The sequence below is a fragment of the Streptomyces sp. NPDC093252 genome (assembly GCF_040683675.1).
Classification (GTDB): domain Bacteria; phylum Actinomycetota; class Actinomycetes; order Streptomycetales; family Streptomycetaceae; genus Streptomyces.
Genome location: NZ_JBFBEM010000004.1, coordinates 454,272 through 480,118 on the forward strand (window position 1 = coordinate 454,272; position 25,847 = coordinate 480,118).

The 25,847-nt window shown below is 72.2% G+C and carries 25 protein-coding genes; 10 read left to right on the plus strand and 15 right to left on the minus strand.

Annotation, left to right across the window (positions count from 1 at the left end; translation table 11 throughout):
* Positions 1–56: 56 nt before the first annotated feature.
* From AB0O01_RS10910 to AB0O01_RS10925, 4 genes are all read right to left on the minus strand, one after another.
* A complete protein-coding gene (locus tag AB0O01_RS10910) occupies positions 57–1,319 on the minus strand; it encodes an extracellular solute-binding protein (protein WP_365312200.1) in 1,263 nt (420 codons plus the stop codon).
* An 80-nt stretch (positions 1,320–1,399) separates the two neighbouring features.
* Positions 1,400–2,779 carry a Gfo/Idh/MocA family oxidoreductase gene (locus tag AB0O01_RS10915; RefSeq protein WP_365312201.1) on the minus strand — a complete coding sequence of 460 codons (1,380 nt, stop codon included), beginning with the start codon at positions 2,777–2,779 and terminating at the stop codon, positions 1,400–1,402.
* 100 nt (positions 2,780–2,879) lie between these two features.
* On the minus strand, positions 2,880–4,910 hold the full coding sequence (locus AB0O01_RS10920) for a peptidase C14 (RefSeq protein WP_365312456.1): 2,031 nt from the start codon (positions 4,908–4,910) through the stop codon (positions 2,880–2,882).
* A 543-nt stretch (positions 4,911–5,453) separates the two neighbouring features.
* Entirely contained in the window at positions 5,454–6,296 is an 843-nt protein-coding gene (locus AB0O01_RS10925; protein ID WP_365312203.1) for an IclR family transcriptional regulator, read from the minus strand.
* Between the two features lie 279 nt (positions 6,297–6,575).
* On the opposite strand from AB0O01_RS10925, the gene AB0O01_RS10930 reads away from it, so the two are divergent.
* From AB0O01_RS10930 to AB0O01_RS10945, 4 genes are all read left to right on the plus strand, one after another.
* Positions 6,576–7,913 carry an aspartate aminotransferase family protein gene (locus AB0O01_RS10930; protein WP_365312204.1) on the plus strand — a complete coding sequence of 446 codons (1,338 nt, stop codon included), beginning with the start codon at positions 6,576–6,578 and terminating at the stop codon, positions 7,911–7,913.
* On the plus strand, positions 7,913–9,100 hold the full coding sequence (locus AB0O01_RS10935; RefSeq protein ID WP_365312206.1) for a mandelate racemase/muconate lactonizing enzyme family protein: 1,188 nt from the start codon (positions 7,913–7,915) through the stop codon (positions 9,098–9,100). Before AB0O01_RS10930 ends, AB0O01_RS10935 begins: the two co-directional genes overlap by 1 nt.
* 109 nt (positions 9,101–9,209) lie before the next feature.
* Positions 9,210–10,052: an amidohydrolase family protein gene (locus AB0O01_RS10940; RefSeq protein WP_365312207.1), complete on the plus strand. Its 843-nt coding sequence runs from the start codon at positions 9,210–9,212 to the stop codon at positions 10,050–10,052.
* 65 nt (positions 10,053–10,117) lie between these two features.
* Complete coding sequence (locus AB0O01_RS10945) at positions 10,118–10,945, plus strand: SDR family oxidoreductase (protein ID WP_365312209.1); 828 nt, start codon at positions 10,118–10,120, stop codon at positions 10,943–10,945.
* Positions 10,946–11,135: 190 nt separating this feature from the next.
* Here AB0O01_RS10945 and AB0O01_RS10950 read toward each other — a convergent pair whose 3' ends face one another.
* Positions 11,136–11,357, minus strand: coding sequence for a hypothetical protein (locus AB0O01_RS10950; RefSeq protein ID WP_365312211.1), 222 nt, complete (start codon positions 11,355–11,357; stop codon positions 11,136–11,138).
* Between the two features lie 256 nt (positions 11,358–11,613).
* Positions 11,614–11,907 carry a winged helix-turn-helix domain-containing protein gene (locus AB0O01_RS10955; RefSeq protein WP_365312213.1) on the minus strand — a complete coding sequence of 98 codons (294 nt, stop codon included), beginning with the start codon at positions 11,905–11,907 and terminating at the stop codon, positions 11,614–11,616.
* A gap of 351 nt (positions 11,908–12,258) precedes the next feature.
* On the opposite strand from AB0O01_RS10955, the gene AB0O01_RS10960 reads away from it, so the two are divergent.
* On the plus strand, positions 12,259–13,770 hold the full coding sequence (locus AB0O01_RS10960; RefSeq protein ID WP_365312214.1) for an MFS transporter: 1,512 nt from the start codon (positions 12,259–12,261) through the stop codon (positions 13,768–13,770).
* A 161-nt stretch (positions 13,771–13,931) separates the two neighbouring features.
* Here the strand turns inward: AB0O01_RS10960 and AB0O01_RS10965 are convergent, their stop codons facing one another.
* The 8 genes from AB0O01_RS10965 to AB0O01_RS11000 form a co-directional block, all read right to left on the minus strand.
* Positions 13,932–14,264 carry a MazG-like family protein gene (locus AB0O01_RS10965; RefSeq protein WP_365312216.1) on the minus strand — a complete coding sequence of 111 codons (333 nt, stop codon included), beginning with the start codon at positions 14,262–14,264 and terminating at the stop codon, positions 13,932–13,934.
* Between the two features lie 35 nt (positions 14,265–14,299).
* Complete coding sequence (locus AB0O01_RS10970) at positions 14,300–15,433, minus strand: hypothetical protein (protein ID WP_365312217.1); 1,134 nt, start codon at positions 15,431–15,433, stop codon at positions 14,300–14,302.
* Complete coding sequence (locus AB0O01_RS10975; RefSeq protein WP_365312218.1) at positions 15,430–15,840, minus strand: hypothetical protein; 411 nt, start codon at positions 15,838–15,840, stop codon at positions 15,430–15,432. Before AB0O01_RS10975 ends, AB0O01_RS10970 begins: the two co-directional genes overlap by 4 nt.
* Positions 15,841–15,856: 16 nt before the next feature.
* A complete protein-coding gene (locus AB0O01_RS10980; RefSeq protein ID WP_365312219.1) occupies positions 15,857–16,084 on the minus strand; it encodes an NAD(P)-binding domain-containing protein in 228 nt (75 codons plus the stop codon).
* Complete coding sequence (locus AB0O01_RS10985; RefSeq protein WP_365312220.1) at positions 16,078–17,295, minus strand: hypothetical protein; 1,218 nt, start codon at positions 17,293–17,295, stop codon at positions 16,078–16,080. The genes AB0O01_RS10980 and AB0O01_RS10985 overlap by 7 nt, the downstream gene beginning before the upstream one ends.
* A 369-nt stretch (positions 17,296–17,664) precedes the next feature.
* Positions 17,665–18,210, minus strand: coding sequence for a hypothetical protein (locus tag AB0O01_RS10990; RefSeq protein ID WP_365312221.1), 546 nt, complete (start codon positions 18,208–18,210; stop codon positions 17,665–17,667).
* Positions 18,207–18,938 (minus strand): hypothetical protein, encoded by a 732-nt coding sequence (locus AB0O01_RS10995; protein ID WP_365312222.1) that lies wholly within the window; start codon positions 18,936–18,938, stop codon positions 18,207–18,209. The genes AB0O01_RS10990 and AB0O01_RS10995 overlap by 4 nt, the downstream gene beginning before the upstream one ends.
* Positions 18,939–19,115: 177 nt before the next feature.
* Positions 19,116–20,369 carry a helix-turn-helix transcriptional regulator gene (locus AB0O01_RS11000; protein WP_365312224.1) on the minus strand — a complete coding sequence of 418 codons (1,254 nt, stop codon included), beginning with the start codon at positions 20,367–20,369 and terminating at the stop codon, positions 19,116–19,118.
* 170 nt (positions 20,370–20,539) lie between these two features.
* Between AB0O01_RS11000 and AB0O01_RS11005 the strand changes: the two genes are divergently transcribed.
* Complete coding sequence (locus AB0O01_RS11005; RefSeq protein WP_365312225.1) at positions 20,540–21,013, plus strand: hypothetical protein; 474 nt, start codon at positions 20,540–20,542, stop codon at positions 21,011–21,013.
* A 170-nt stretch (positions 21,014–21,183) separates the two neighbouring features.
* Here AB0O01_RS11005 and AB0O01_RS11010 read toward each other — a convergent pair whose 3' ends face one another.
* Complete coding sequence (locus tag AB0O01_RS11010) at positions 21,184–22,323, minus strand: ABC transporter substrate-binding protein (RefSeq protein ID WP_365312227.1); 1,140 nt, start codon at positions 22,321–22,323, stop codon at positions 21,184–21,186.
* 95 nt (positions 22,324–22,418) lie between these two features.
* Between AB0O01_RS11010 and AB0O01_RS11015 the strand changes: the two genes are divergently transcribed.
* From AB0O01_RS11015 to AB0O01_RS11030, 4 genes are all read left to right on the plus strand, one after another.
* Positions 22,419–23,267, plus strand: coding sequence for a hypothetical protein (locus AB0O01_RS11015; protein ID WP_365312228.1), 849 nt, complete (start codon positions 22,419–22,421; stop codon positions 23,265–23,267).
* A 61-nt stretch (positions 23,268–23,328) separates the two neighbouring features.
* Complete coding sequence (locus AB0O01_RS11020; protein WP_365312230.1) at positions 23,329–24,270, plus strand: HtaA domain-containing protein; 942 nt, start codon at positions 23,329–23,331, stop codon at positions 24,268–24,270.
* Between the two features lie 278 nt (positions 24,271–24,548).
* On the plus strand, positions 24,549–25,085 hold the full coding sequence (locus AB0O01_RS11025) for a hypothetical protein (RefSeq protein WP_365312231.1): 537 nt from the start codon (positions 24,549–24,551) through the stop codon (positions 25,083–25,085).
* Between the two features lie 141 nt (positions 25,086–25,226).
* Positions 25,227–25,775: a hypothetical protein gene (locus tag AB0O01_RS11030; protein ID WP_365312233.1), complete on the plus strand. Its 549-nt coding sequence runs from the start codon at positions 25,227–25,229 to the stop codon at positions 25,773–25,775.
* Positions 25,776–25,847 lie beyond the last annotated feature (72 nt).

The following is a 25,847-nucleotide window of genomic DNA, read 5'->3' on the forward strand; positions in this document are numbered from 1 at the left end:
TGAGAGGGGTGAGAGGGGTGAGGGGGTGAGAGGGGCGAGAAGGGTGAGAGGGGTGACTAGCGCTTGCGGGCGATGAGCTGGTCCGCCGCCTCGGCCGCCGCGTCGAGGGCGTCCTGGGGGCTCTTCTGGTCCAGCAGCGCCGCCTGCAACTCGGGTGCGAGCACGCCCATGACATCCCGGGCGGCCTTGTTGAGCGGCCCGACCTGGGTGGTGTCCAGCACCGCCGCGGTCTCCTGCTGACGGGTGTCGCCCGGGTACAGGTCGGCGGCCCCGGTCCGGGTCGGGAAGTAACCCCCGGGCTTCTGGAGCCCCGCGCTGTTCTTCTCCTGCGCCACGAACGAGACCCACTTGCCGGCCGCGTCCGTGTCACCGCCCTTGAAGACGGCGAGGGTGCCGACCGTGCCGTAGGCGGCCTCGGCGTCGCCCTTCAGCGCCGGGCGGACCACGATGTTGTCCTTGCCCCAGAACGGCTCGACCTCGGCGGCGGAGTTCTGCCAGGTGCAGGCCACCTTGTTCTTCGCCAGGTCGGTCTGCTCGATCTTCGGGGTGGTGGTGACCAGGTCCTTGGGCGCCCAGCCCTCGTCGATGAAGGTCTTCAGCCAGGTCAGCGCCTTCACTCCGGCCGGGCTGTTGAACGCGGCCTTGGTGCCGTCCTCGGAGAACACATCCCCGCCCGCCTGCCACAGCAGCGGATAGAACGTCATGTTGAGAGTGGCGGTGGTGTCGCCGCTGTAGCTGGTGGCGAAGTACCCCTTCTCCTTGAGCTGCGGCGCGAGCGCGCTCAGCTCCTCCCAGGTGGTGGGGTACCGGTCGGTGAGCCCGGCGTCGTCGAACACCTTCTTGTTGCACAGCAGCGGGTACGCCGACATCAGCACCGGCGTGGCGAGGGCGGTGTCGCCGACGGTGACCGCCTTCAGCGCGGCGGGGCGCAGCGCCTCCCGGTCGGCCCCGGACAGATACTCGTCGGCCGGGACGAGATTGCGCTCGTAGGCGGCGAGCTGGTCCGGGATCAGATAGGCCACGTCCGGGCCCTTGTTGGCGGCCAGCGCGGTCGCGAGGGCGGTGTCCCGGTTGGCCCAGGGGTAGGTGGACACCTTCACGTCGATATCGGGGTTGGCCTTCTCGAACGCGGCGACCAGACCGTCCCAGTACGCCTGGTTGGCCTTCTCGTCGGCGATCACCGGGTAGACCCAGGTGGTGACCGTGCCGCCACCGGTGCTGGAGCTGTCGCCCGAGCCGCAGGCGCCGACGGCGGCGACGGTGGTGAGGGCGACGGCGGTACACGCCAGGGTTCTGCCGATCCGCTTGCTGCTTCGCATGATGCTCTCGTCTCCTGGTGAGGGTGGTGCGGGTGGTGCGGGAAGAAGTCCCGGCCCGGCGGGGCCGATGGGGAGGTGTCTCAGTGCTCGGGGACCTGCTCGACCGTGCCGTTCAGCCGGGAGCGGTCGGCGGCGAAGGCCGCGAGGTGACTGCTCAGCGACTCGGCCGGACCGGACCGGATGAACGACCGGTCCCCGGTGGCCAGCGCCGCGACGAACGACGCGATCAGCGCGGTGTCGCCGCCGCCGTGGCCGTCCGCCGCGTTGGAGCCGGTGGCGGCCGTCTCGTGCACGGTCACGGTGTCGTCGCGGAAGTCATGGACGGTGACCCGCTCCCCGTCGCCGCGCAGCCAGCCGTGGCTGCCGAAGATCCGGGTCTGGCGGTGGGTCTGCTCGGTGAACGCGGTCATGGTGAAGGTGCCGGTCAGCCCGCCCGACAGCCGCATCGCCACCACCTGGTTGTCGACCACGTCGTTGTCCGACCGGTACACACAGCGCCCGTACGGCCCGGTGCGCAGCGCCTCGGTCAGCACCGCCTCGTCCCCGGGGCCGTGCGCCCGGTCGGTGACATGGCTGACCGGCCACTGGCCGCCGGTGCGCAGCAGCGCCGGGTAGTAGAGCTTGCGGGCGGAGTAGGGGCAGCCCGCCTCGACCTCGGCCGGGCAGGTCAGGCAGGAGTCGGTGGATCCCTCGGGCGCGTTCTCGGGCCGGAAGTGGGCCAGTGAGCCGAAGCTCGCCACCGTCTCGATCCGGCGGCCCGTCACATAGGTGATCCAGTCCAGGTCGTGACTGGACTTGGCGAGGATCATCGGCGACGACTCGTCCTGGCGCCGCCACGGCCCGCGCACATAGCTGTGCGCGTAGTGCCACCAGCCGACCGGCTCCAGATGCTCGATACCGGTGAGGCTGCCGAGCACCCCGCTGTCCACCACGCCCTTCACCAGATCGGTGTAGGGCGTGTACCGCAGGACATGGCAGACGGCGAACGGCACACCGGTCTCCCGCACCCCGTCGACCAGCGTCCGGCACTCGTCCTCGGTGGGCGCGAGCGGCTTCTCCGTCATGATGGCGTACCCGGCGCGGGCCAGCGCGAGCACCGGCTCGACATGGTCCCGGTCCTGGGTGCACACCAGCACGGCGTCGGCGATCCGCTCACCGGTCCCTTCGCCGACGCGCCCGCCGGTCCCGTCGCCGGTCCCTTCGCCGACGCGTTCGCCGGGGGTGAGCAGATGCCGCCAGTCGTCGTACGAGGTGACCGTCCCGGCGGCGCGGGCGGCGGCCCGTTCCCGGGCCCTCGGGTCGGGGTCGGCCACGGCGGTGAGCCGGGCCCGGGAGGGGTGGTCGTGGATCCAGTCGGTGTAGGTCAGCCCCCGGTTGCCCGCGCCGACGAGGGCGATCCGGACGGGCCGGTCCATCGGCTGGCGTCGGCCGGCGGGGGGCGGGGCGGGGTGTTCGGGCATGTCGGTCCACTCGGTCCACGGGTGCGTGATCGGACGGGGGAGGGGGGTGGGTCAGAAGGGGGGCGCGCTGCTCATACCGGCGCCCCCCGGCCGGGGTCGGCTAGCCCAGCAGCAGGTTGCCGGTCTCGTGCCGGACCCGGTCGCCCTCGGGGGGCATCGCGGTACGGGTCGTGCCGTCCTCGACGCAGCCGCTGTGCAGCAGATGACCGGAGCCCTTGAAGGCGTCCGCGGCGAGTTCCAGCCGTCCGCCGGTGAAGGTGGAGTGGGCGGCCCGGTAGCGGTTGGTGCCCTCGGTGATCTTCAGATGGGCGGTGCCGGACGCGCCCGCCTCGCCCTGGAAGCCGTCCAGCCGCCAGCTCACCGTGCGGTCGCCGCCGGTACGGCCGAGGTAGGCGCCCGCGCTGTTGGTGCCGCCGAAGCGGGCCCCGTCGGACAGCCTGATCTCCTGGTCGCCGCCGCCGTTCAGCACGAACCCGGTGTCCTGGAAGCGTCCGCCGCCGATCTCGGTGGAGGGGTGCGCCAGGGTGCTGGGCGCGGCCTTGTCGGACGCCCCGGTGAACCGGCAGCGGTCCAGGACCAGATCACCGGTGCCCTTGAAGGCCGCCCCGTCCAGCCCGGTCAGGGTGACCCGCTCCAGATGGACGGCCGCCCGGACATTGGTCTGGGTGACGACGGAGTCCTTGCCGTGGTGGAAGGTGGAGTCGGCGATCACATTGGCCCGCTTGGACAGCGCCGACGCCTGGGTGATGACCAGCGGACCGGACGCCGTGCAGCCGCGCACCTGCACTCCGTCGGCGTTCACCCAGAGCATCCCCGACCCGGACTGGGCGTTGCCGATGACCCGGACGTCCTCCAGGGTCAGATCGGTCACCTTGACCCGGGCCACGAACCAGGAGCACACATGCTGCCGTACGGTGATCCGCTTGGCGGCGGAGCCCCAGGCGGCGCCGGAGTTGGCGAAGGTCATCAGCCCCGAGTTGCCGGTGTAGACGAGGTCGTGCTCGAACTGGCCGTGGGTGACGAAGGGGCCCTGGTCGTCGCCGTCGCCATGGCAGTTGGTGACATAGCAGTAGGCGGAGGCGGTCCAGTCGTTGAGGTGCCGGGCGTTGGACACATGGCAGTCCTCGACATGGCCGTACAGGCAGTAGATCTGCTGGGTGAGATAGCCCGCGCCGCCCCAGGTGACGGAGGCGGGGTTGCGCAACTGGCACTGGTAGGTGCGGAAGTAGGTGCACCAGCGGCGCATCACCACCGGCCAGAACGACCCCGTCGCGTCGATCCCGGAGACATCGCAGGACACCGCGTACTCGTACGCCACCGGGTGCGAGCCGGTGTACTGGTCGCCGCCCGCCACGCCCTCGAAGACCATGTTGCGGACATGGCTGCGCTCGACGGGCTTCACCCGGGTCCAGCGGAAGGTGCGGCCCGCCGCCAGCTCCCAGCCGATCTTGTAGTTGACCCGGATACGGGTGGCGTCCACCCGCTGGGTGATCTGCACGAGCCGCTGCACCTCGCGCTCCCAGCGCCCGCCGCCCTTGACGCCGTCGATCTCCACGGCCCACCACTGGCCGACCTCGAAGGCGCCGGAGTCGGGCACCTCGAAGATGTCCGCGAGGTCGGGCATGGGCGCCGACAGGGTGGCGGTGACCACGGTGTCGGTCACCTCGCCGCGGAAGTACAGGACGGCGCCGAAGGGGTTGTCGGCGGTGTTGCGCTCGATGCCGGTGGTCAGCACCCGCTTGCCGCCGAAGTCCAGCTCGATGCCGGAGCGGGCGAAGGTGTGGCGCCGGGTGAACAGCAGATCGGTGTGCGCCTCGACGCGGTGCACGGACGGGTCGTTCACCAGCGCGTCCAGCGCGTCGTCGGCCGGGCTGTCGGCGTCGAAGTGACCGAAGGAACGGAAGTCGACGACACCGTCGTGGAGCTGGTGCCAGCGTCCTCGGGCACCCGGTTTGGCCGGGGCGAGCACGGTGCCGCCGTTGTGGCCGGCGGTGGAGGCGGCGTCCCAGCGGACGGTCGACCCACCACCGTCCCCGGCGGCCAGGTAACCGGCGACGACGGCGATCTCACCGTCGGCGAGCTGCCGGGTCGACAGCTCGCGCAGGGCTTTCACATGGGCGACGGCACGCATGCGTTCGGCCGCCTTGGCACGCGCGTCCTTGTCCTGACCGGGCGCGGCGACGGCCGGTACGGTACCGGCCGCGGCGGCGGCGACCAGCAGCCCACCGATACCGCCGGCGCGCAGCAGATGCCGTCGGCCGGTGCTGTCGTCCGGCGATACGGGGGCGGCGTCCGTGACGGGACGCGCGAAGGGGCGGGGCACAGAGCTCACGGGGTCCTCAGCCTTCGAGAGGGCGGGCAAGTGAGGTGAGGGGGGTCCCGCGACAAGCGCATGAGCGGATGGCTGAAAAAAGTGGGGGAGTGCGACCGGCCATGGTCTTCGGGGGAGCAGCCCCGGTGGTGAACCACCAACGCCCATGGGGTGAACGGGACAACCCGCTCAGCACGCCAGGAACGTAAGCCGCCAAGGAAGCCGCGGTCAACCCCCGCGCATCGACCAATTCCGGCCCACCTTTCCAACGAGGGGCGAGCGGGAGGCTTTTAAGGGGCGCTGGGGGTACCCCCTCTGGGGGAGGAACTGCGCGACCAGCCCCCACCGACCCGCACCCGCCCCCTACCCCTCAGCCCGATACCCCAGCGCCCCACTGATCCGGGCGGCAGCCCCCCGTACATGCCGCCCGATCTCCTGAAACCGCCAGCTCGGCTGATCCAGCTTCAGCCCGGTCACACTGATCGCCCCGGCCGTCCCGCCCCGGTGGTCCCGCACCACGCTCCCCACGCAGAAGATCCCCTCCGCGTCCTCCTCGTCGTCCAGCGCGTAGCCGGACCGCCGGATGTCCCGCAGATGGGTGAGAAGGGTGTCCTCGTCGGTGATCGTCCGTGAGGTGCGCCGCGGCAGCCCGGTGCGGGCGATCAGCGCGCGTGCCTCCTCCTCGGGCATCTCGGCGAGCAGCGCCTTGCCGAGGCCGGAGCAGTGCGGCAGCTCCCGCGTGCCCATCCGCAGATCGAGCCGGGGTCCGTCGACCAGGTCGACCTGGTCGATGACGACCGCGTGCCCGTCCTCCAGCACCGCGACCCGGGAGGCCATCGCGGTGGCCCCGGACAGCTCCAGCAGCACGGGCCGGGCGACGTCCCGCAGGGAGACCTGGGAGCGGGCCCGGTCGCCGAGCCGGGCGAGGGTCATCCCGAGGCGGTAGCGGCGGTGCATGCCCTCGCCCTCGTCGGCGACCAGCCCGTAGTGGCGCAGGGTCTGGAGGATGCCGAAGGCGGCGCTCTTGGAGATCCCGCACGCCTGGCCGACCTCGGTGACGCTCATACCGTTCCCGGCGCCCCTGGTGGCGAGCGCCTCCAGGATCTCCGCGCCCCGGCCGACGGTCTTCACCCAGTACTTGGCGCGCTCGGCGGCCTCGGGGGCCTCGGGTCCGGCCGCCTCTTCCTGGCTCTGGCTGTTCTGCATATCCGAACAGGGTAGTCGGCTGTCGGGTGATGTGAGTGCCAAACGACTCTTGACGCCGAAGAAACCGCGATCTAGGGTAAGGGCACTGTTCTGCTATGTAGAACAGTGTTCTGAAAACGAAAAAACTTCAGGGAGCGAAAAAGCTTCAGGGAGCGAAAAAGCTTCAGGATCGAAACACCGAAGTACATCGCGACGACTGCCTGAGCGGATGGCACCCGTGGCCGGTGGCTGTGCAGAGCCCCGGCCCGACCGACAAGCAATCGACGCAAGGAGCACCGCATGACGCTCGCCGACCGCGCCCGCCGGGTCATCCCCGGAGGCGTCAACAGCGGCCAGCGCAGCATCCCCGGCTTCACCGATCTGGTGATCACCCGCACCAGGGGCGCCCGCTTCTGGGACCAGCACGGCCGGGAATTCACCGACTACCACGCGGCCTTCGGGCCCGCGCTGCTCGGCCACAACGACCCCGACGTGGCCGCCGCGACCGCCGCCGCCGGAACGGCGCTCGCCCTGCCGGGCGTGGCCGTCACCGACGGCGAGGTCGCCCTCGCCGAACGGCTCACCGAACTGGTGCCCTCACTGGAGAAGGTGCTGCTCACCAGCACCGGCAGCGAGGCCACCTTCCACGCCCTGCGCGTGGCCCGCGCGGCGACCGGACGCCGGCTCGTCGTCAAGTTCCAGGGCTGCTACCACGGCTGGCACGACTCCGTCAGCCTCAATGTCATCTCCGCCCCGGACCGGATCGGCGCCCACGACCCCACCTCCACCGGCATCCTCCCCGAGGTCCTGGACGCCACCCTCGTCCTGCGCTTCAACGACACCGAGGCCGTCCGCCGGGTCTTCGCCGACCACGGCCACGACATCGCCGCCGTCATCCTCGAACCCGTCCCGCACAACGTGGGCGCCCTGCTGCCCACCGACGACTTCCTGCGCACCCTGCGCGAGGAGTGCACCCGCGCGGGCAGCGTCCTGGTCTTCGACGAGGTCATCACCGGGTTCCGGCACGCGCTCGGCGGCTACCAGTCGATCTGCGGCATCACCCCCGACCTCACCACCCTCGGCAAGGCCATCGCCAACGGCGCCCCCGTCGGCGCGCTCGGCGGACGCGCCGACCTGATGGACCTGTTCAGCACCCGCCCCGGCGGCCCCGCCTTCTTCGCCGGCACCTACAACGGTCACCCCCAGGTCGTCGCCGCCGCCCTCGCCACCCTGCGCAAGCTCACCGACGAACCCGTCCACGAGCACACCTTCCGGCTCGGCGCCCGCGCCCGCACCGAACTCGCCGCGCTCTACCAGGCCCTGGACATCCCCGCCGTCGTCACCGGCTACGGCTCCGTCTTCGTCACCTACTTCATGGACGGCCCCGCCCCCCGCTCCTACGACGACCTGCTCGCCAACGACGCCGCCCGCTTCATCGGCGTCCGCCGCAACCTCACCGAGCACGGCATCTTCGAACTCCCCCTCAACCTCAAGCGCAGCCACATCTCCTACGCCCACACCGACGCCGACATCGACCGGCTCATCGAGGCGACCGGGGCCGCGGCCCGCAAGACCCTCGCCGACGGCGGACCCGCCGACCTGGCCCACACCTCCACCATGGGCGGAGCCCAGCGCTGATGCTCACCGTCAACACCACCCGCCCCGCAGGTCCCGCCGGACGCATCACCCGCGTCGAGACCCTCGCCCTCGGCACCGCCTGGCGCGACTTCGGCTATGTCCGCCTCCACACCGACGAGGGCCTCACCGGCATCGGCGAGATCACCCACCCCTACCGCGTCGCCGAGACCTGCGCCCTCGCCGAGGCCATGGGCGCCCGCCACCTCGTCGGAGCCGACCCCTTCGACGTGGAGGAGATCTGGCTGCGGATGTACCAGGGCGACTTCCTGCGCGGCGGCGATGTCGGCGGCGTTGTCGTCTCCGGCATCGACCAGGCCCTGTACGACCTGATGGGCAAGGCCCTGGGACTGCCCGCCTACCGGCTCACCGGCGGCGCCGTCCGCGACCGCGTCCGGGTCTACGCCAACGGCTGGTACACCGGCGACCGCGACCCCGAGGTGTTCGCCGCCAGGGCCCGCGAGACCGTCGCCAAGGGCTACACCGCCCTCAAGTTCGACCCCTTCGGCGCGGGCCTCACCCATCTGGAGAAGAGCGAACTGCGCCGCTCCCTGGACCTGGTCGCCGCCGTCCGCGAGGCCGTCGGACCGGACATCGACCTCTTCATCGAGGGCCACGCCCGCTTCGGCACCGGCACCGCCCGCCAACTCGTGCACGGCCTGGCCCCGTACGACATCGGCTGGTTCGAGGAGCCGATGCCCTGGACCCATATCGAGCGCTACGCCGAACTGCGGGCCCTGGCCCCCTTCCCGATCTCCGGCGGCGAGCACTTCCACAACCGCTACGAGTACAAGCAGCTCTTCGCCACCGGCGCGGTCGACATCGTCCAGCCCGACCTGTCCATGGCGGGCGGCTTCACCGAGGTCCGCAAGATCGCCGCCCAGGCCGACGCCCACGGCATGACGGTCGCCCCGCACAACTCCAACTCCCCGCTGTGCACGACCGTCTCCGTCCACGCCGCCCTCGGCATCCCCAACTTCCAGATCCTGGAGACCTTCGACGGACTCCTCGAACCGTATGTCTTCGACGCGCTCAAGGGCGTCCTGCCCGTGACCGACGGCCATGTCGACCTGCCGACCGCCCCCGGGCTGGGCGTGGAACTGGTGGACGAGGTGTTCGCCGAGCACCCGCCGACCCACCGCTTCTGGAACATGTTCGCCGAGGGCTGGGAGAAGAGGAACCGCACATGAGCACGGAGCAGGACCGGGCACCGGACACCGGGCACGACGCACCACGAGCACCGCACATGAGCAGCGAGCAGGACCGGACACCGGACACCATGACCGGCGAGGCCCCCGCATGATCACGGACGTGCACTCCCACCTCTTCCGGCACAGCCACGACTTCGACGCCACCTTCCGCGCCGAGTCCGCCCGCGCCCACGCCGGGGAGGTGGACCTCACCGTCCGCTACGAGGACTACGCGGGCACCGCCCCCGACACCACCCGCACGGTCGTCGTCGGCGGCAAGGCCCGCCGCAGCGGCCTCTGGGTCGACGACACCGCGGTGGCCGCCTACGTCGGCGCCCACCCGGACCGGCTCATCGGCTATCTCTCCGTCGACCCCACCCAGCCGGGCTGGCAGGACGAACTCCGCCACGGCCACCAGGAACTGGGCCTGCGCGGCATCAAGATCATGCCGATGTACGCGGGCTTCAACCCCGCCGACCGCGTCTACGACGACCTCTTCGCCTACGCCGAACGCCACGGCCTGCCGATGCTGGTCCACACCGGCACCACCTTCGTCTCCCAGGCGCCCTTGGAATACGCGATGCCCCGCCATCTCGACCCGGTCGCCATGCGCCACCCCGAGCTGCGGATGGTCCTCGCCCACCTCGGGCACCCCTTCGAGGGCGAGTGCATCGCCGTCATCCGCAAGCACCGCCATGTCTACGCCGACATCAGCGCCTTGCACTACCGCCCCTTCCAGCTCTGGCACAGTCTGCGGCTGGTCCAGGACTACGGGGTCTGGGACAAGCTGCTGTTCGGCAGCGACTACCCCTTCACCACGGTGGACGACTCCGTGGCCGGGCTGCGCCGTATCGCCCGGATCCCCGGCATCCCCGGGCTCGACCCGCTCGACCGGGACGCGGTCGAGGCCCTCATCCACCGCCCGGCACTGGACCTGCTGGGCCTCGCCTGACCCGCCCCACCCGCACCAACAACCGCCCCACCCGCACCACCATCTGGAACCACCGGGAGCGCCCCTTGCACCGATTCGACCTCACCGGCCGCACCGCCCTGGTGACCGGCGCCGCCCGCGGCCTCGGCCGGGCGCTCGCCCTCGCGCTGGCCGAGGCCGGCGCCGATCTGGTCCTCGTCGACCTGCCCGGCGCCCCCGGTCTCACCGGGACCGCCGACCTGGTCCGCGCGACCGGCCGGACGGCCCGGACCGAGGAACAGGACCTGTCCCGCACCGAGGAACTCGCGGACTTCGCCGACCGGGTGCGGGAGACGGCCGGTCCACTGCACATCCTGGTCAACAACGCCGGGGTCGCCGCCCTGGAGCGGTTCAACGAGATCACCCCGGCGAGCTGGTCCCGGATCATGCGGGTCAACCTCGACGCGGTGTTCTTCCTCAGCCGGCGGGTCGCCGAGCACATGATCCGGGACGGGGTGGCGGGCCGGATCATCACCGTCACCTCCAAGAACGGCCTGGTCGCCGAGGCCGGACTCGCCCACTACAACGCCTCCAAGGCCGCCGCCGAGTCACTGACCCAGAGCCTCGCGATCGAACTCGCCCCGCACGGCATCACCGTCAACGCGGTGGCCCCCGGCATGGTCGAGACCCCCATCGACGGCGAGTTCCCCTTCGACCGCGAGGCGTTCGAGGCCGCCTACCGCGACCGCATCCCGCTCGGCCGCTACGCCCGCCCCGACGAGTGCGCCGGAGCCCTGCTGCTGCTCGCCTCCGACGCCGGGAGCTACATCACCGGCACCCGGATCGTCGTGGACGGCGGGGTCCTCGCCGACCAGATGCCCCGCACCCGGTTCATGCCGCCCTACCGCAGCACCCTGCCGTCGGACACGCCCTGAGGACGGCGGCCCCGGGTGCAGTACAGGACGCAGGAGGTGGCCAGGAAGTCCCGGTGAGCCATGACCCGCCGGGCCGCGGCCGACCCGGCGTCGTCCAGCCCGCCGACCGGGACGAGCGGGCCATAGGTGGGTCCCGGGTGATGTCGTGGACCTCGACGGTCAGACCGGGCATCCGGGGGATGTGGTGCGGCTAGATGTCGGTGGCCAGCACCGAGCCGCCCGGCGCCACCCGCCCGGCGAGCCACCGCGCGATGCTCCCGCCGCCCGCGCCCACCTCCAGGCACCGCATCCCGCGCCGCGGTTCGAGCCGGGCGGGCGCGCGGGCGGTCGCCCCGTCGAGCCCGGTCGTCAGACAGCGGTGCTGCACGGGGGCGTGCGCGCTGTCGTTGTCGAAGGCGTGGCCGGGGGTCACGGGAGGGGGCCTCGTTCACGGTCATGGCCGGTGATCCCAGGGTCACCGGGGACCCGGCCCCGACGCCCCGGGGACCCGGCGCGGGCGCCCCGGGTCGGGCGAGGGCCGTGAGACGGTCCTCGGTGCGCCGGGCGCGGCCCGCGCGGTGCCGGGCGCGGAACAGCTAGCTCCAGGGCCTGCCGCCAACTCTCCCGGGCCTCCTCCGCTCGGCCCAGCGCCTCCTGGGCGGCGCCGATCCCGAGCAGGGCGTCCGCGATCAGGTCCACCGTCTCGTCCGGTACGGGGATCCCGTAACCGCCCGGTTCCCGGGGAGGGTGACGCCGGTCGCCGTCAGTGCCCCGCGCAGCCGGGAGACATAGCCGTGGAGGGTCTCGCGGGCCCGGCGCGGGACGCGGTCGCCCCACACCCGCTCGGTCAGCACCTCCCCGGGAACCACCCGGCCCGCGTCCACCGGCAGCGCCGCCAGCACCTGCCGCTGCCGGGCATGGCCCACGTCCACGGGGGTCCCGTCCCGCCACACCTGGACGACGCCCAGCACCCCGAACCGCACGGCACCGCCCTCCGGTCATGAGCCCATCCCTCCGGCGTATCGGCTGCTGACCAGCGCGTCCAAGGACGATTCAAGACGTTCCGCGGGATTCCCCAAGGGGCGGGCGCGGACCCGGTGCCCGCACAGACGGCCCACAGGGCGGACGTGACGCTGTTCACCCGGCCATCGAAACGTTTGCGTTTCGCGGAGGGGGAGCCTAGTCTCTTTCTCGTACGAAACGGTTTCGTTTCGCACCGTGGGGTTCCGGTCCGGACACGCTCCCGGCCCGCCCCCCGTGCTCCCTCGTACGTCCTTGAGCACGCTCTTGAGCTCGTTCTCCTGAGCGCCGTCCCTGACAGGAGTTGTGTCTCCATGGCACAGACAGACACGGCCGCGGACACGCCGTCCCTCGCCAAGGCCGCGGCACCGGCCCGGACCACCGCCTCGCCGCACCGCTGGTGGATCCTCGCCGTCGTCGCGACCGCCCAGCTCATGGTCACCCTCGACGCGACCATCGTGAACATCGCACTGCCGTCCGCCCAGGCCGACCTCGGCTTCTCCGACGGCAACCGCACCTGGATCGTCACCGCCTACTCCCTCGCCTTCGGCAGCCTGCTGCTGCTCGGCGGCCGGATCGCCGACCTCTTCGGCCGCAAGCTCGCCTTCCTCACCGGCGTCGCCGGATTCGCCGCGGCCTCCGCGCTCGCCGGAGCCGCCACCAGCTTCGAGGTCCTGGTCGCCGGCCGCGCCCTCCAGGGACTCTTCGGCGCCCTGCTCGCGCCCGCCGCGCTCTCCCTGCTCACCACGACCTTCACCGACGCCAAGGAACGCGCGAAGGCGTTCGGCATCTACGGCGCCATCGCCGGTTCCGGCGCCGCCGTCGGCCTGCTGCTCGGCGGAGTCCTCACCGAGTACCTCGACTGGCGCTGGACCATGTACGTCAACGTGCTCTTCGCCGCGGTCGCCCTGGCCGGCGGCTGGTTCCTGCTCCAGCGCGGCACCCGCGAGTCCGGCGCCCGGCTCGACATCCCCGGCACGATCCTGGTCACCGGCGGACTGTTCGCCGTCGTCTACGGCTTCTCCAACGCCGAGTCGCACGGCTGGAGCAACTGGATGGCCTGGGGCTTCCTGGCCGCCGGTGCCGTCGTCCTGGCCGTCTTCGCCTGGTGGCAGACCCGGTCGACGCACCCGCTGCTCCCGCTGCGGGTCCTGCTGGACCGCAACCGCGGGGCGTCCTTCCTGGCGATGCTGATCATCAGCGCCGGAATGTTCGGTGTGTTCCTCTTCCTGACCTACTACCTCCAGCTCTCCCTGGGCTTCTCCGCCGTGAAGACCGGACTCGCCTTCCTGCCCATGGTGCTGTCCCTGATGGTCGCCGCCACCCTCGCCACCAGCCTGCTGCTGCCCCGGGTCGGCCCGAAGACCGTCGTCGGGCTCGGCATGGCGCTCGGCGCGGTCGGCCTGGCCTGGCTCACCCGCCTCGAACTGACCAGCACCTACACCGCCGACGTCCTGCCCGCCCTGGTGGTCGCCGGGATCGGCATCGGCCTGGTCATGGCCCCCGCCATGAGCCTCGCCACCAGCGGAATCGCCCCGGACGACGCCGGAGTCGCCTCCGCCTCCGTCAACACCATGCAGCAGATCGGCGGCTCCATCGGCACCGCCCTGCTCAACACCCTGGCCGCCAGCGCCGCGACCACCTACCTCACCGGCCGCGATGTCACCGACCCGGTGGTCCAGGCCCAGGCCGCGCTGGAGTCCTACTCCACCGCCTACTGGTGGTCGGCCGCCTTCTTCGCGGTCGGCGCCGTCATCACCCTGCTGCTCTACCGGCGCGGAGTCCCGTCCACCGACGGCGACGCCGCCCCCACGGTCCACATGTGAGCGGCATGTGGTGAGCCGCGCCCGCCTTGGGACGGGGCGGGCGCGGACGGACCTCACGCCGGGGTCCTGGTCGACGGAGGTCGGCCGGGGCCCCGGCGTTGTTGTGGGTGGGGTGGGGGCGTCCGGGGGGTCGGTCCTCAGTTCCCGGGCCGTCCGGTCCGTCATGGGACCTGATCCCCCGGAAGCACCCGGTCGACCAGGGCGTCCAGTCGCGCCTCGAAGACCCCCCGGGCGTCGGGCGCGATCGTGTCCAGGGCGACCATCGCCGTGACGATGGTGTCCACCAGTTCCTTCTCCACATCCGTCCAGGTGTGCGAGTGGCCCTTGCGGGGGTTGGTGCCGAGCGCGCCGTGCAGCGCCTCCGCGACTTCCCCGTACTCCTCCGCGATCTTCAGCACGCGCACGAGCCGGACATCCGCCCCGCCTACGCTCGGGGCCTTCTCGTCCAGCCACTCCCGGATACGGCCCACTTGGTCCCAGGTGCGTTCACCCATCGGCTTCTTCTCCTCGGTAGTCGTTCACGCCAGGCTCACAGGCAGCCGGTGAGCTTCGCCAGGAAGGCCGCGTTCCCGGCCACGTCGTGGCCGAGGACCACACTGTGGTGCGGCAGGGCTGCCAGCCGCCTGGTGACCTCGTCCCGGGCCGCGGGCGCGCCCCCGCCGTCGACTCCCCGGGCCAGGGCGAACACGTCGGGGTAGCGGTCCTCCGTCGCCCCGCTCATGAAGTCGCCGTCCTCCAGCTTCCGGCCGCGGTCCTCCACGGCCGGGGTGGCGCCGGGCTCGATCCGGGGGAAGACGATCGCGGCGGCCCGGCCGCCGGTCGCCAGGGCCAGACCGAACCAGTGGGGGAACTGGTCGGGGAAGATCTGTGCCTTGAGTTCCCGCCCGCGACGCCACAGGGGCTCGGTACGGCCGCTGAGCAGCGCCTGTGTGACCTGCTCGTCCTGCGTGGGGTGCAGGGCCTCGCCGTGCTCCAGCCGGTCCCGGGCGACGGCGGACCACCCGAGGGCGTCCAGGAGGCCCAGGCCGAGCGCCGCGGCGGACGGCCAGGGCAGCACGTCCACGCCGTCGCCCTCGTCGGCCCGGACGAACACACGGTCATTGGCCAGGAGGCCGAGCCGGTGCGTGTGCGCGAGGGCCACGGCGGTGGTCGTCTTCCCGGCCCCCTTCTCGCCGACCGTGAGAACCACCCGGCCCTCATGGACGACGGCGGAGGCGTGGAGGAGGGACCACCCGTCCTGGAGGAGCGCGCCGCGGATCATCTCCCGGGCGAGGCGGGCGGTCGCCGTGGAGACGGCCTCCGGGTCGTGGCCGATGATCTCCAGCGTGCCCGCGGCAGGCTCCGACCGGTAGGCGAGCCCGCTCCCCTCGGTGACGGCCCGGATCACCCCGGAGGAGACGTCACTCGACAGGAGCATGGTCTCCCGGGCGTACGTGGTGCTCCGGTGCGGATGCTGCGTCACCAGGAACGCCGCGTCGTCGTACGCCTTCCGGTCCACCGTCGCGGTGAGGAGCGGGCCGGTGCAGATGCTTGCCGGGTCCGTCTCCGCCGCGTTCCACCACGGTCCGATGTAGCGGCCGGTCCAGTCCGTGACGTCCTTGACCGTGGAAACCACGGTGATGGCTGCGCCGGCGGTCTCCAGGCGGACAGCGTGCGGGGTCATGTGTTCCTCCCAGGCGGAAGAGGTGGGATCGGGATACCGCGCACGCCTTCGTAGGCGGCGCGGAGCTTGGAGTGGGCGGCCTCCCACTGGCGGGCCTCGGTGTCGTCCAGCGCAGGCACGCACGGTAGGGGATGGCCCCTTGTGAACTGCAAGGGGATTCCGAGGCAGACGCCGCCGTGCGGGGCGGAGAGTTCGGTGATCCCGTCCTCCATGCCGAGGGCCAGCCGGAGTGCGGTCACCAGGGCTCCGGCCGGGCCGTAGCGGGTGCGGCCGATCCCGGCGCTGACCCGGCCGGGCCGTCCGGCGAGTTCGGCGCGTACCCGCTCAAGGGGGACCGGCGCGGGCGCGCCGTTGACGGTGGTTGAGGAGGCGCACACCACCGCGCCGTCCCCGTGCTCACCGATCACGTGCCCGCGTACGGCGTCAGCAACGGACCAGTTCCGGCACCTCCACCGGGTGGGAGCGCACCGGCGAGCCGAGGCCGACGCCCATGTCGTTGAGGTCGTCCGCCAGGGCGGCGGCCCGGTCCACGGAGCGGGAGGCCAGCAGGAGGCGGCCCGCGAGACCGGCGGAGACCAGCGCGGCGCCCACGGCCTGGCCGACCGCACCGGCCCCGATCACGCCGACCGCCGTCACCCCCGGGCTCAGCACGCCATCTCCACGGCACGCTCCAGGGCCCGGTCCCACACGCCGTCCGCGTCGGACCGGCTCACGGTGTCGGCGCTCACGGTGTCGATGAACGAGCACACCGGGACGGCCCGCTCCACCAGCTCCAGGCCGAGGTCCGCGAGGGGGAGCGCGGCCGGGGCGGAGAGATAGGAGGAGAGGATGTTGACCGTGTCGGTGAGCCAGAGCGTCAGGACGTTCCCGAGCCACATCCGCCGGTCCCGGGAGGAGAGACGGACCAGGCCCGTGGCGAACTCGTCCACGCCCTCCAGGATCTGACGTACCGCCGCCTCCCCGGGCCGGTGGGCGACGAGGGAGAGCGCGACCCGGCTCACCAGCTTGGCGACATCCACGGCCGGGCTCATCCGCACGAGGCCGGGGTCCAGGAGCACCGGCCGCCCACCCGGACCCTCCGGATACTTCACGTGCTCCGGCTTGAGGTCCCCGTACGCGAGCGTCGTCCCCTCCGCGGCCGGGAGCGTCGCGCGCAGGCGGCGGAGCCGCCGGACGGACGTCCGCATGAGACGGACGACGTCCTCCCGCGTGCCCGGCGCGCACCGCTCCTCCCCGAGCCGGTCCACGTAGGCCGTCCCGGAGATCCCGTTGAACTTCCGCAGGAAGGTCCCGCCGATGCCGCGTTCAGCGATCGCGCCGCCCACACCGAGGTGGCGGGCCGCGCCGGGCCGGTGGAGCGGCCGTAACTCGGCGTAGAGGTCGGAGAGGAGCTCCGCGGTACGGCCCGGCTCCAGGAGGAGGACGTCCCCGAGGCACGGCCCGGGCACGGGCTCCGTGAACAGAACACCGCGGTGTACGCCGGCCACCCGGCTGACCTGCGGGCCGTCGTCCAGGTCGGCGAGGGCGGTGAGCTGCGCAGCCTCCCTCGGGACCAGGCCGTCCGGCCGCATCACGTACGCCTCCTGCGCCAGGCGCGCCGAAGACCAGTCCCCGCACGCACCGAGCAGGACGGAGACCAGGGAGACGCCGAGGACGGAAACCTTGCCGTAGAGCACGCGGTCCCCCACGCGGCCCTGATGGACGTACGCCGTGATGCCGGGGACATGCCGCTCCAGGACGACCGGGGCACCGGGCCAGAGCTCGGCGGCGGCCGTGTGTATCTGCGTCGCGGCGTACCCGAAGACGTCCCCGATCCCGGGGAGATGGTCACGGGCCGGTGCGGCAGACACGCTGATCGTCATGGGCGCCTCCTGGGGCGGCTCGGTCGTGCGCAGAGGGGTGGTCGGCCCGGCGCGTCCCCGGGGGATATGAAAGGGGCGCGCCGGACCCGGGCCCGTCTCGGGGCCCGCTCTCCCGCCCCGGCACGGCACCGCAGCGCCGGGGCGGAGTCTTCATACGGCCTGGTGGAGCTTCGAGACCCTGGCGAACTCGTCCTCCAGCCGGTCCCGGCCGAGGGCCGCCCACTCCCGCTCCAGACCGGCCGGGGTGCGGCCGGGGGCGTCCGGGTTCGCGCCGGGACGACTAACGGGTGAGGATGCCGAACGCGAGGCTGCCCATGAGGGCGGCCACGACGACGGCGTAGAGGATCTGCCCCACCCGGCTGTCGGGTCTCAACGGGCGCACGGCCACTCCCCGCGTTCCTGCGCGGCCCGGACGGCCGCCTGGTAGGGCTTCAGGAGCGTGCCGCCGTGCGTCAGCTCGGGGTGGAGCGGGGCGCCTGTCCCCGGGTGGCACGGCGGGATCAGCCAGCGCCGTCCACCCACCGTCCGGGTCTCGTCCCCGGGCGGCGGGAGGAGGACGAGCGCGCCCGCGCGCAGCACCAGGGAGAGAGGCGCGGACCAGCCTGCCGCGGAGCCGCGTTCGATGATGAACTCCGCGCCGAGCGGTCCGAACAAGACAGGCCCAACCCGGTGGCCTTCCCGGTGGAGGCGGCGAACAGCCTCCCGGCCGAGCCCGGCGGGAACATTGAGGACGTCGAACCCCACGCCGACCGGGACCTCCGCGAGGTGTCCGTTGGCCCACGCCGTGAGGACGCGTTCCAGGCGCCCGGTGGCCATGAGCCAGGGCATGGGGCCCATGGCGGAGAGGGTCCGGTCCCTCCGCGCCGAGTGCAGACGGGAGAGAACGGGCGCGGGGGCGAGCGGCAGCGCCGTCACGCGTTGTCCGCCTCGTCGCGGGCGGCGCGCCCGCGCTGGATGAGCTGCTCCACTTCGTCCATGTAGCAGAGGGCGCCGGGGCCCCACATGGGAACGGACCAGTACGAGCGCCCGCCCGGCTCCGTGAGACTGACGGGAGGCACGCCCAGGTAGTGGTCCCGGCCGAGTACGGCCACATCGGAGCGGGGGTGATCCCCGCAGCTCGGGGCGGCCGAGGTGGGCACGAGGAAGTAGTAGTGGTGTGAGTGGAGGTCCATGATCGCGGCGCCTCCGTCGAACCAGGTCCGGAGGCGCGCGTCCACCTCGGCCAGGTCCTCGGACCCGGTGGCAGCCCACACGAGATGGGCGGGCACCCTGACGGCCGAGAAGATCCCGCCGCACGCCAGGAGTGCGAGGTGGCTTCCCTGCTGCCAATGGACCCGGGCCCTGTCCACGTCCTGGGCGGCGGACAGCAGCCACTGCGCTACGGCAAGCTGCCGCTCAGGGCCGCCCGTCACCCCTGCGGGCCGCTCGACGGCACAGGTGCCGGACTCCTCACCACCGGGCCCGCCCTCCGGTTCCTCCTCCACCGGCCGCAAGGGCTCGGTCGGGGGCAGGGCCCGGCGGGGCTGGAGGTATGCGGGAGGGTGGGGGAAGAGGGGATCGCTCCCGGTCACGGGCGTGACGGCTTCCTGGGAGGCATCGGCCAGCTCACGACGCCGCTCCCGATCAGCGGTTGTTCTACGCATGGTAAGTCCCTGGCGTGGGTCTCTAGTTGACACTTGGACCGTACGGCCAGGGGGCGGCGAATGCCACGGAGAGTGACTGTCAGTTCACGGAATGATGTCTGCGGGCTACCAAGCTGGTGGGTAGTTCGCAGCCGAGCGCCGCGAACTACCCATCGCTCTACCGGTTCAGATGCGCCGTCAGGCCCGTACGTCGAGGTACGTGGACATCTCCCGCATCTCCTGGGTCAGCGTCCGCTTACGGGTCTTGAGGATGTCCTCCATGACGTACCGGGCCATGGGCTGATGGCGAATCCAGGTGGGCGCACCCGTCTTGACGCGGCTCAGCTCCTGCACGGCGTCGTGGGTCGACCCCACTGTGAGGTGGGCTCGGGCGACGTCCAGCCGGTGCCGGTGCCAGTTGTTGGCAGAGGGCCGGCCCACCGCCTCCAGCATCTCCTTCGACAGGGTCCCTTGGTCCTTGCGGCGGAGGACGCCGTGGGCGTCCCCGGCCAGGCAGAGGTCTTCCACCGCTTTGAACTCCACCGTTGCCGGGCCGAAGCGCCCCCAGTGGCTGCGATAGTCACTGTGTTCACGCCCCATGGCGGACGCCGCGCTGGCCGCCCTCCGCCGAGCCTGATCCGCCACGTCCTCCCTGCCGTTGCGGATGGCGGCGGCGGTAACACGGAGGCAGAGCTCCCCCCAAAGCGCCAACTCCCCCATGGAGGCCGTGGACCACTTCGGTTCGATGGCCTCGGCCGTCGTGGCCGCCAGACGCTCCACCTCGTCGAACCGGTCCTGCCTGAGCAGCAGCCAGCACAGCCCGGTGACGCCCGTCGCCGCGACCAGCCGGTCGTCCACCTCCCGGGCAAGCCTGATCGCCTCCACGAGTGCCTGATAGGCCATGTCGTACTGGCGAACCTGCGTGAGGTACTTCCCGGCCAGTTGCAGGGCGTGGGCCCGGACGAGAACGGCCTCCCGCTGATGGTCCTCCTCCTCCGCCGCGACCACCGCGGCGTCGGCCTGCCGCAGGAGTCCCGGGAGCATGAGCGCCACAGACTCGTACCGATCCGAGTTGTAGAGCGACAGCCCATCCTCGATCGACCGGCGGATGGCTGACAGCTCCACCGCCTCACCGGGGTCCGCCATGCTCTCCGCCTCGATCCCCACCGGCGGCATGAGGGCCTGCCGGAGCGACGCGAGCAACTGCCGGTTCGCGCTGTCGTCCTCCCCCACGGGATGCGGCACTCCCGGCGCGAAGAGCGCGGAGACCGGCACGCCGAATGCCTGTGCCACCTGGCTCAGTGTGTCCAGTCTTGCGTGTCCGCGCTGCTCGATGTTCCTGATGGTGCTCACGGAGAGACCGGACTCTTCCGCGAGTCGTTCCTGACCCCATCCTGCCGTCCGGCGGTAGGCACGGACGGTGTCTCCCAAGGGAGTTGAGTTGTGCGGCATACTGAAGCCTCCGTTTTGGCTTAGACACTCAAAACGGTACTCGCGTCAACGCCCCGTGGCTCCCTTGAGCGGACGGGGCGTTGACGTTCCCGGGTGTCGGTGTGCGGACGTACGGTGGGTCCATGGCCTGTTCCACCAGGCCAGACGGCCCGTGGAGGGGAGACAACGGGATGCGCGTGGGTATCACCGGACATCGCGGACTGGGCGAGGACGTGGAGCAGCGCGTCCGCGAGATGCTTGACGAGGCCGTACGCGGCTTCGCGAGGGACGATCTGACCGCCGTGTCATGCATCGCCGACGGCCCTGACTCCTGGTTCGCCGAGGCGGTACTGGAGCACGGCGGAAGCCTTGAGGTGGTCGTTCCCGCCGCCGAGTACCGCGAGGGCCTCCCGGAATGGCACCACCCGGTCTATGACGCGCTCTACCGCAGCGCGGCCGATGTCCACGAAACCGGCATGAACGAGTCGACTTCCGAGGCGCACCAGGCGGGCAGCGAGATTCTCGTGGGCCTGGTCGACCAGTTGGTCGCGGTGTGGGACGGGAAGCCCGCCCGGGGGTACGGCGGGACAGCCGATGTGGTCGCGTACGCCGAACGGACCGGTGTTCCGGTGCGCATTCTGTGGCCGGAGGGCGCCTGCCGGTGAGGGAGCGGGACGGTGCGGCGGCGTAGCGCGTACGTCCTCCATGCCTTCCGTCCGGAGATCGGTTGTCTCCGCTGGTCAGACGTCATGGGCAGAGCGGTGCCCGGAACCGGACCCGCCCGCCCGCGATTCATCTGCCCCGCTGCCCCTCCCCGCCCCGACGGGACGTCACGTCACCCCCCGTGCAACCCCTCCACCAGAATGTCGATCACCAGCGGCGTCCGCGGCCCGAAGCCGAGCAGGACGCCGTCCTCCAGGGCCACGACCCGGCGGTCCAGCCCGGCCGGGGTCTCGCGGATGCCCGGGATCTCCACCAGGCCGTCCACCCCGCCCACCGACTCCAGGCCCTTGGTCATCATCAGCAGCACATCCGGCTGGGCGTTGACCAGTGCCTCGCTGGTGAGCGGGGTGAAGGGCTTGTCCAGTCCGGCGTCCACGCCCGCGTCGACCGCGCCCGCCGCCGCGATCAGCGAATCCGCGCCGGACCCCTTGCCGCCCATGAGGTAGACGGCCGCGCTGCCCCGCATGTACAGGAACGCCACCTTGGGCGTGCTGCCCTCCGGTACGGCGTCCCGCGCCGCCGTCAGTTCCTTCTCCATCCGGGAGTTGAGCGCCTCGCCCGCCGCCGGTACACCGAGGGCCCCGGCGATCCGGGTCGTACGGGTGGTGACATCGGCGAGTTCGGTCGCCGGGTCGAGGACGACGACCGGTACCCCCGCGTCCCTGATCTGGTCGATGGCCTCCGACGGCCCGGTGTCGGTGTCCGCGAGCACCACCGTCGGCCGCAGCGACAGCACGCTCTCCGCGCTGACATCGTGCGCCTTGGTCACCAGCGGCAGATCCGCGGCCTCCTCGAATGTCGCCGTGATGTCCCGGCCGACCACCCGGTCCCCGAGCCCGAGGGTGAACACGATCTCCGCGACCCCGCCGTTGAGCGGCAGGATGCGCGAGGCGTCCTCGACGGTCACCCGCCGTCCGTCGGACGAGTCCACGGTGACCGGGAGTTCGGGGGTGGGCGGCTCGCCCGCGAGCGGGACGAGGGTGTTCGCGTCGAGCCGTTCCCGCGCCGCCTCGGCCCGCTCGCCCACCGACGCCGGGGACGCGCCGGAACCGGAATCCCCGCCCGCGTCACCCGAATTCCCCGAGCCGCCGCCCGCGCAGGCCCCGGTCAGCAGCGCCAGCGACAGCACGAGCGCCGCCGCCCCGCCCCGCCGCCGCGCCGGACGCGTACGACTCCGCGCCCCCGTACCGGCCCCGTCCGCGTCCCCGCTCTGGACGGACGCCGTCCATCGGACCGCACCCCTGACCCTCATGCGTTGCCCTTTCCCCTTCGATGGCACTTACTGGCACTCACTTGGGCGATAGTTTAGGTTAGGCTGGCCTAAGTTTCCTGAGGTGGGGGTGTTCCATGTCATCGGCAAGTGGCCCGACCCGTACGCGCGTTGGCCTGATCGGCGCGGTCACGGTCGCGGCGGCGCTGACACTGGCGGTGCCGGGGCCCGCTGTCGCGGCGGGGGGCTCGGCGACCGGGCCGGAGGGGCAGCGGCTCACCGTGTCCAAGACCTCCGGCCTCACCGAGGCGGGGGAGACGGTCACCGTCACCGGCAGCGGATACAACACCGAGAAGGGCATCTACATCGCCCTGTGCGTCGACAACGGGGCCGGGAAGACCCCGACGCCGTGCGTCGGCGGGGTCGACATGTCCGGGGAGTCCGGGGCCTCCGTCTGGATTTCGTCCAATCCGCCGTCCTACGGCGACGGGCTCGCCCAGCCCTACGAGGGCAGCGGCCACGACGGCTCGTTCTCGGCGCAGCTCAAGGTCCGCGCCAAGGACGCCAACACCGACTGCACCGCGTCCGGGGTGACCTGCGCGGTCATCACCCGCAACGACCACACCCGGGGCGGCGACCAGACCCAGACGGTCCGCGTCCCGGTGTCGTTCGGCGGCGCGGCGGCGGCGGACGGCGGGGCGTCGACGGGTGGGGAGGGGTCCACGGGCGGTGGCGAGGGGTCACCGGAACCGACCGCCACGGCGGGCTCCGGTACCGCCACCGGAGGTACCAGCACCGGGGGCGGGACGACCGGCGCCACCACGGGTGGCGGCCCGCTGGCCAGCACCGGTTCCGGGCTCGCGCTGCCGCTGGGCATCACCGCGGCCGGGCTGGTCGTCGCCGGGGGCGCCACCTGGGCCGTGGCCCGCAAACGCCGGTCGGCGTCCGGTGCGTCCGGTGCATCTGGTGCGTCCGGTGTGCGATGAGACCGGCCCCGAGCCGGTCACGCGCAGTCAGTTTCTTCGGGAGGTTCGAGGGACGGTGGAAGTGAAGGCGAGGAAGAGGCCCGCCGCCGCGCTGGTCGTGGCGGGCGCAGCGGTGCTCGCGCTGCTCACGCCGGGGACCGCGGTCGGGGCGGGCGGTGCCGAGGTGTCGGGCGGGTATGTGAGCTGGTCCACGGGTGAACTGGCCGGGGCCGGAGTGACTTTGACGGGTGGGACCGGATCCGCCGGGCGCACCTGGTTCCGCGCCGAGGGGGGTGAGGTGGACGGCACGGATGCCCGGGTCGAGCTGGCCGGGACCGCCGCGTTCGGCGCGGCCGGCCGGGCCGCGCTGCCGCTGGCCGGGCTGCGCCTCACCCTGGACGACGGCACCGGCACCCTGCACGCCCGCCAACCCGGCCCCGACCAACCCGAGTTCGCCCTCGCTGAGGTGCGGCAGGGCGACACCGGCCCCGTCGTACGGGACACCGGGGCCACCTGGACCGGGCTGCGGGCGGCGCTGACCGGGGAGGGGGCCGCGCTGCTGTCCGGCTGGAGCGGGCGGGAGTTCGCGGCGGGCGATCCGCTGGGACTGCTGGACGTGACCGTGGGCACCGGGGACGGCACTCCCGAGCCACCGTCACCGGTACCGGACGGCACCGAGGAGACCCCCACGGCTCCGCCGCCCACCCCGAACGCGCCGGAACCCCCCGCAGCCGGGGTGCCGGACCCCGGCGGTCCACCCGCCGCGACCGTGGCCCACCCCGCGCTGACCGCCGGTGGCGAGCAACGCGTCACCGGCACCGGATTCACCCCGGGCGCGGTCGTCCTGGTCGCCATCGACGGTGACACCCGCTATCAGGCGGTCGCCGATGAACAGGGGCGGGTGGAGCGGGCGTTCCCCGTCTACGCCAACGCGGTCGCGGGGGAGCACACCGCCGCGCTGACCCCGGTCACGGGCGGGGGCGGCGGCGCGGTGGCCCGCTTCGAGGTGCGCAGCCCCGACTGACCCGCCGACCGGCTGCCCCACCGACCCACTGACCCGCCGCCCGACTGACCCATGCGTGTACCGGCGCCCGGCTCACCTCCGGGGCGCACGAGGAGCGGACTCGACTCACCGGGTCCGCTCCTCGGCATGCCCGCATCCGGTCGTCGGGCATCGGCAACTCCCGCTGAAAAAAGGTGAGTTGGGAGTCTTTGCGAACCGTTGACAATCATCCCTCATTCATACTTAGGTTTGCCTTACCTAATTGGGCCGCACTGAGACTCTGAGAAGGGGAACCTCGTATGAGACCCGTTTCCACGCGTACCGCCGTCCGTACCGGGCTGGCCGTCGCCGCCTCCGCCGCCCTCACCCTGGGCCTTGCGGGCTCGGCGTCCGCCGCGACCTCGACCCGCACCATCACCGACGGCAGTACGACGTACAACCTCTCCCTCACCGCGCCGAACTCGGCGTCGGCGGCGGGCCAGGTCATCACGGTCTCCGGGTCCGGCTACAACTCCGGCCAGGGCATCTACGTCGGCCTGTGTGTCGTCAGCGGGGCCCCGGGCGCCAACAAGCCCTCCCCCTGCCTCGGCGGCCAGGACCAGAGCGGTTCCACCGGCGCCTCCCACTGGGTGAACCAGACCTTCGGCGGGCTCTTCGCCAACAGCTCCAAGTTCACCACCGGCGGCAAGTTCACCGTGAACATCTTCGTCAAGGCCCAGTTGGAGGACGGCAGCGTCTGCGGCGAGGACGTCACCTGCGCCGTCGTCACCCGCGCCGACCACTTCGACACCAACGACCGCAAGTACGACGTGCACGTGCCGATCAGCTTCTCGTAGCAGCCGACGGCACCCCTGGACGTGGTGCGGGCCAGCTTCCCGGCCCGTACCACCCCGGTGCGGGCCGGCCGTCCCACCGGCCCGCACCCCCCTCAACCCCTGAAGCCCCTGTTCCGAGAAACCCCTTGCGAAAGGCCCCCCATGCGCGCAGCCACCCCCCGCACCGCCCGTCGCACCGCCGCCCGTGCCGGTCTCGCCGTCCTCGCCTCCGCCGCCCTCACCCTGGGCCTCGCGGGCTCGGCGTCCGCCGCGACCGCCACCCGCACCATCACCGACGGCGCCACCACCTACAACCTCTCCCTCACCGCCCCCGACACCGCCACCGCGGCCGGTCAGGTCATCACCGTCTCCGGCTCCGGGTACAACACCACCCAGGGTGTGTACGTCGCCCTGTGCGCGGTCAGTGGTGCCCCGGGGCAGAGCCAGCCCACCCCCTGCCTCGGCGGCGCCGACCAGACCGGCACCACCGGCTCCTCCCACTGGGTGTCCAACTTCGGCGGCGGCACCGTCCCCAACAGCTCCCGCTTCTCCACCGGGGGCACCTTCTCCGTGAACATCTTCGTCAAGGCCACCCTCGACGACGGCAGCGTCTGCGGCGAGGACGTCACCTGCGCCGTCATCACCCGCGCCGACCACACCGACACCACCGACCGGAAGTACGACGTCCACGTCCCCCTCAGCTTCCAGTAGTCCCGTCCGGCCGGGCGCACCGCCACGCGCGGGCGCCCGGCCCTCGGCGTCCCCGGGGGCCGCCGGACGCAC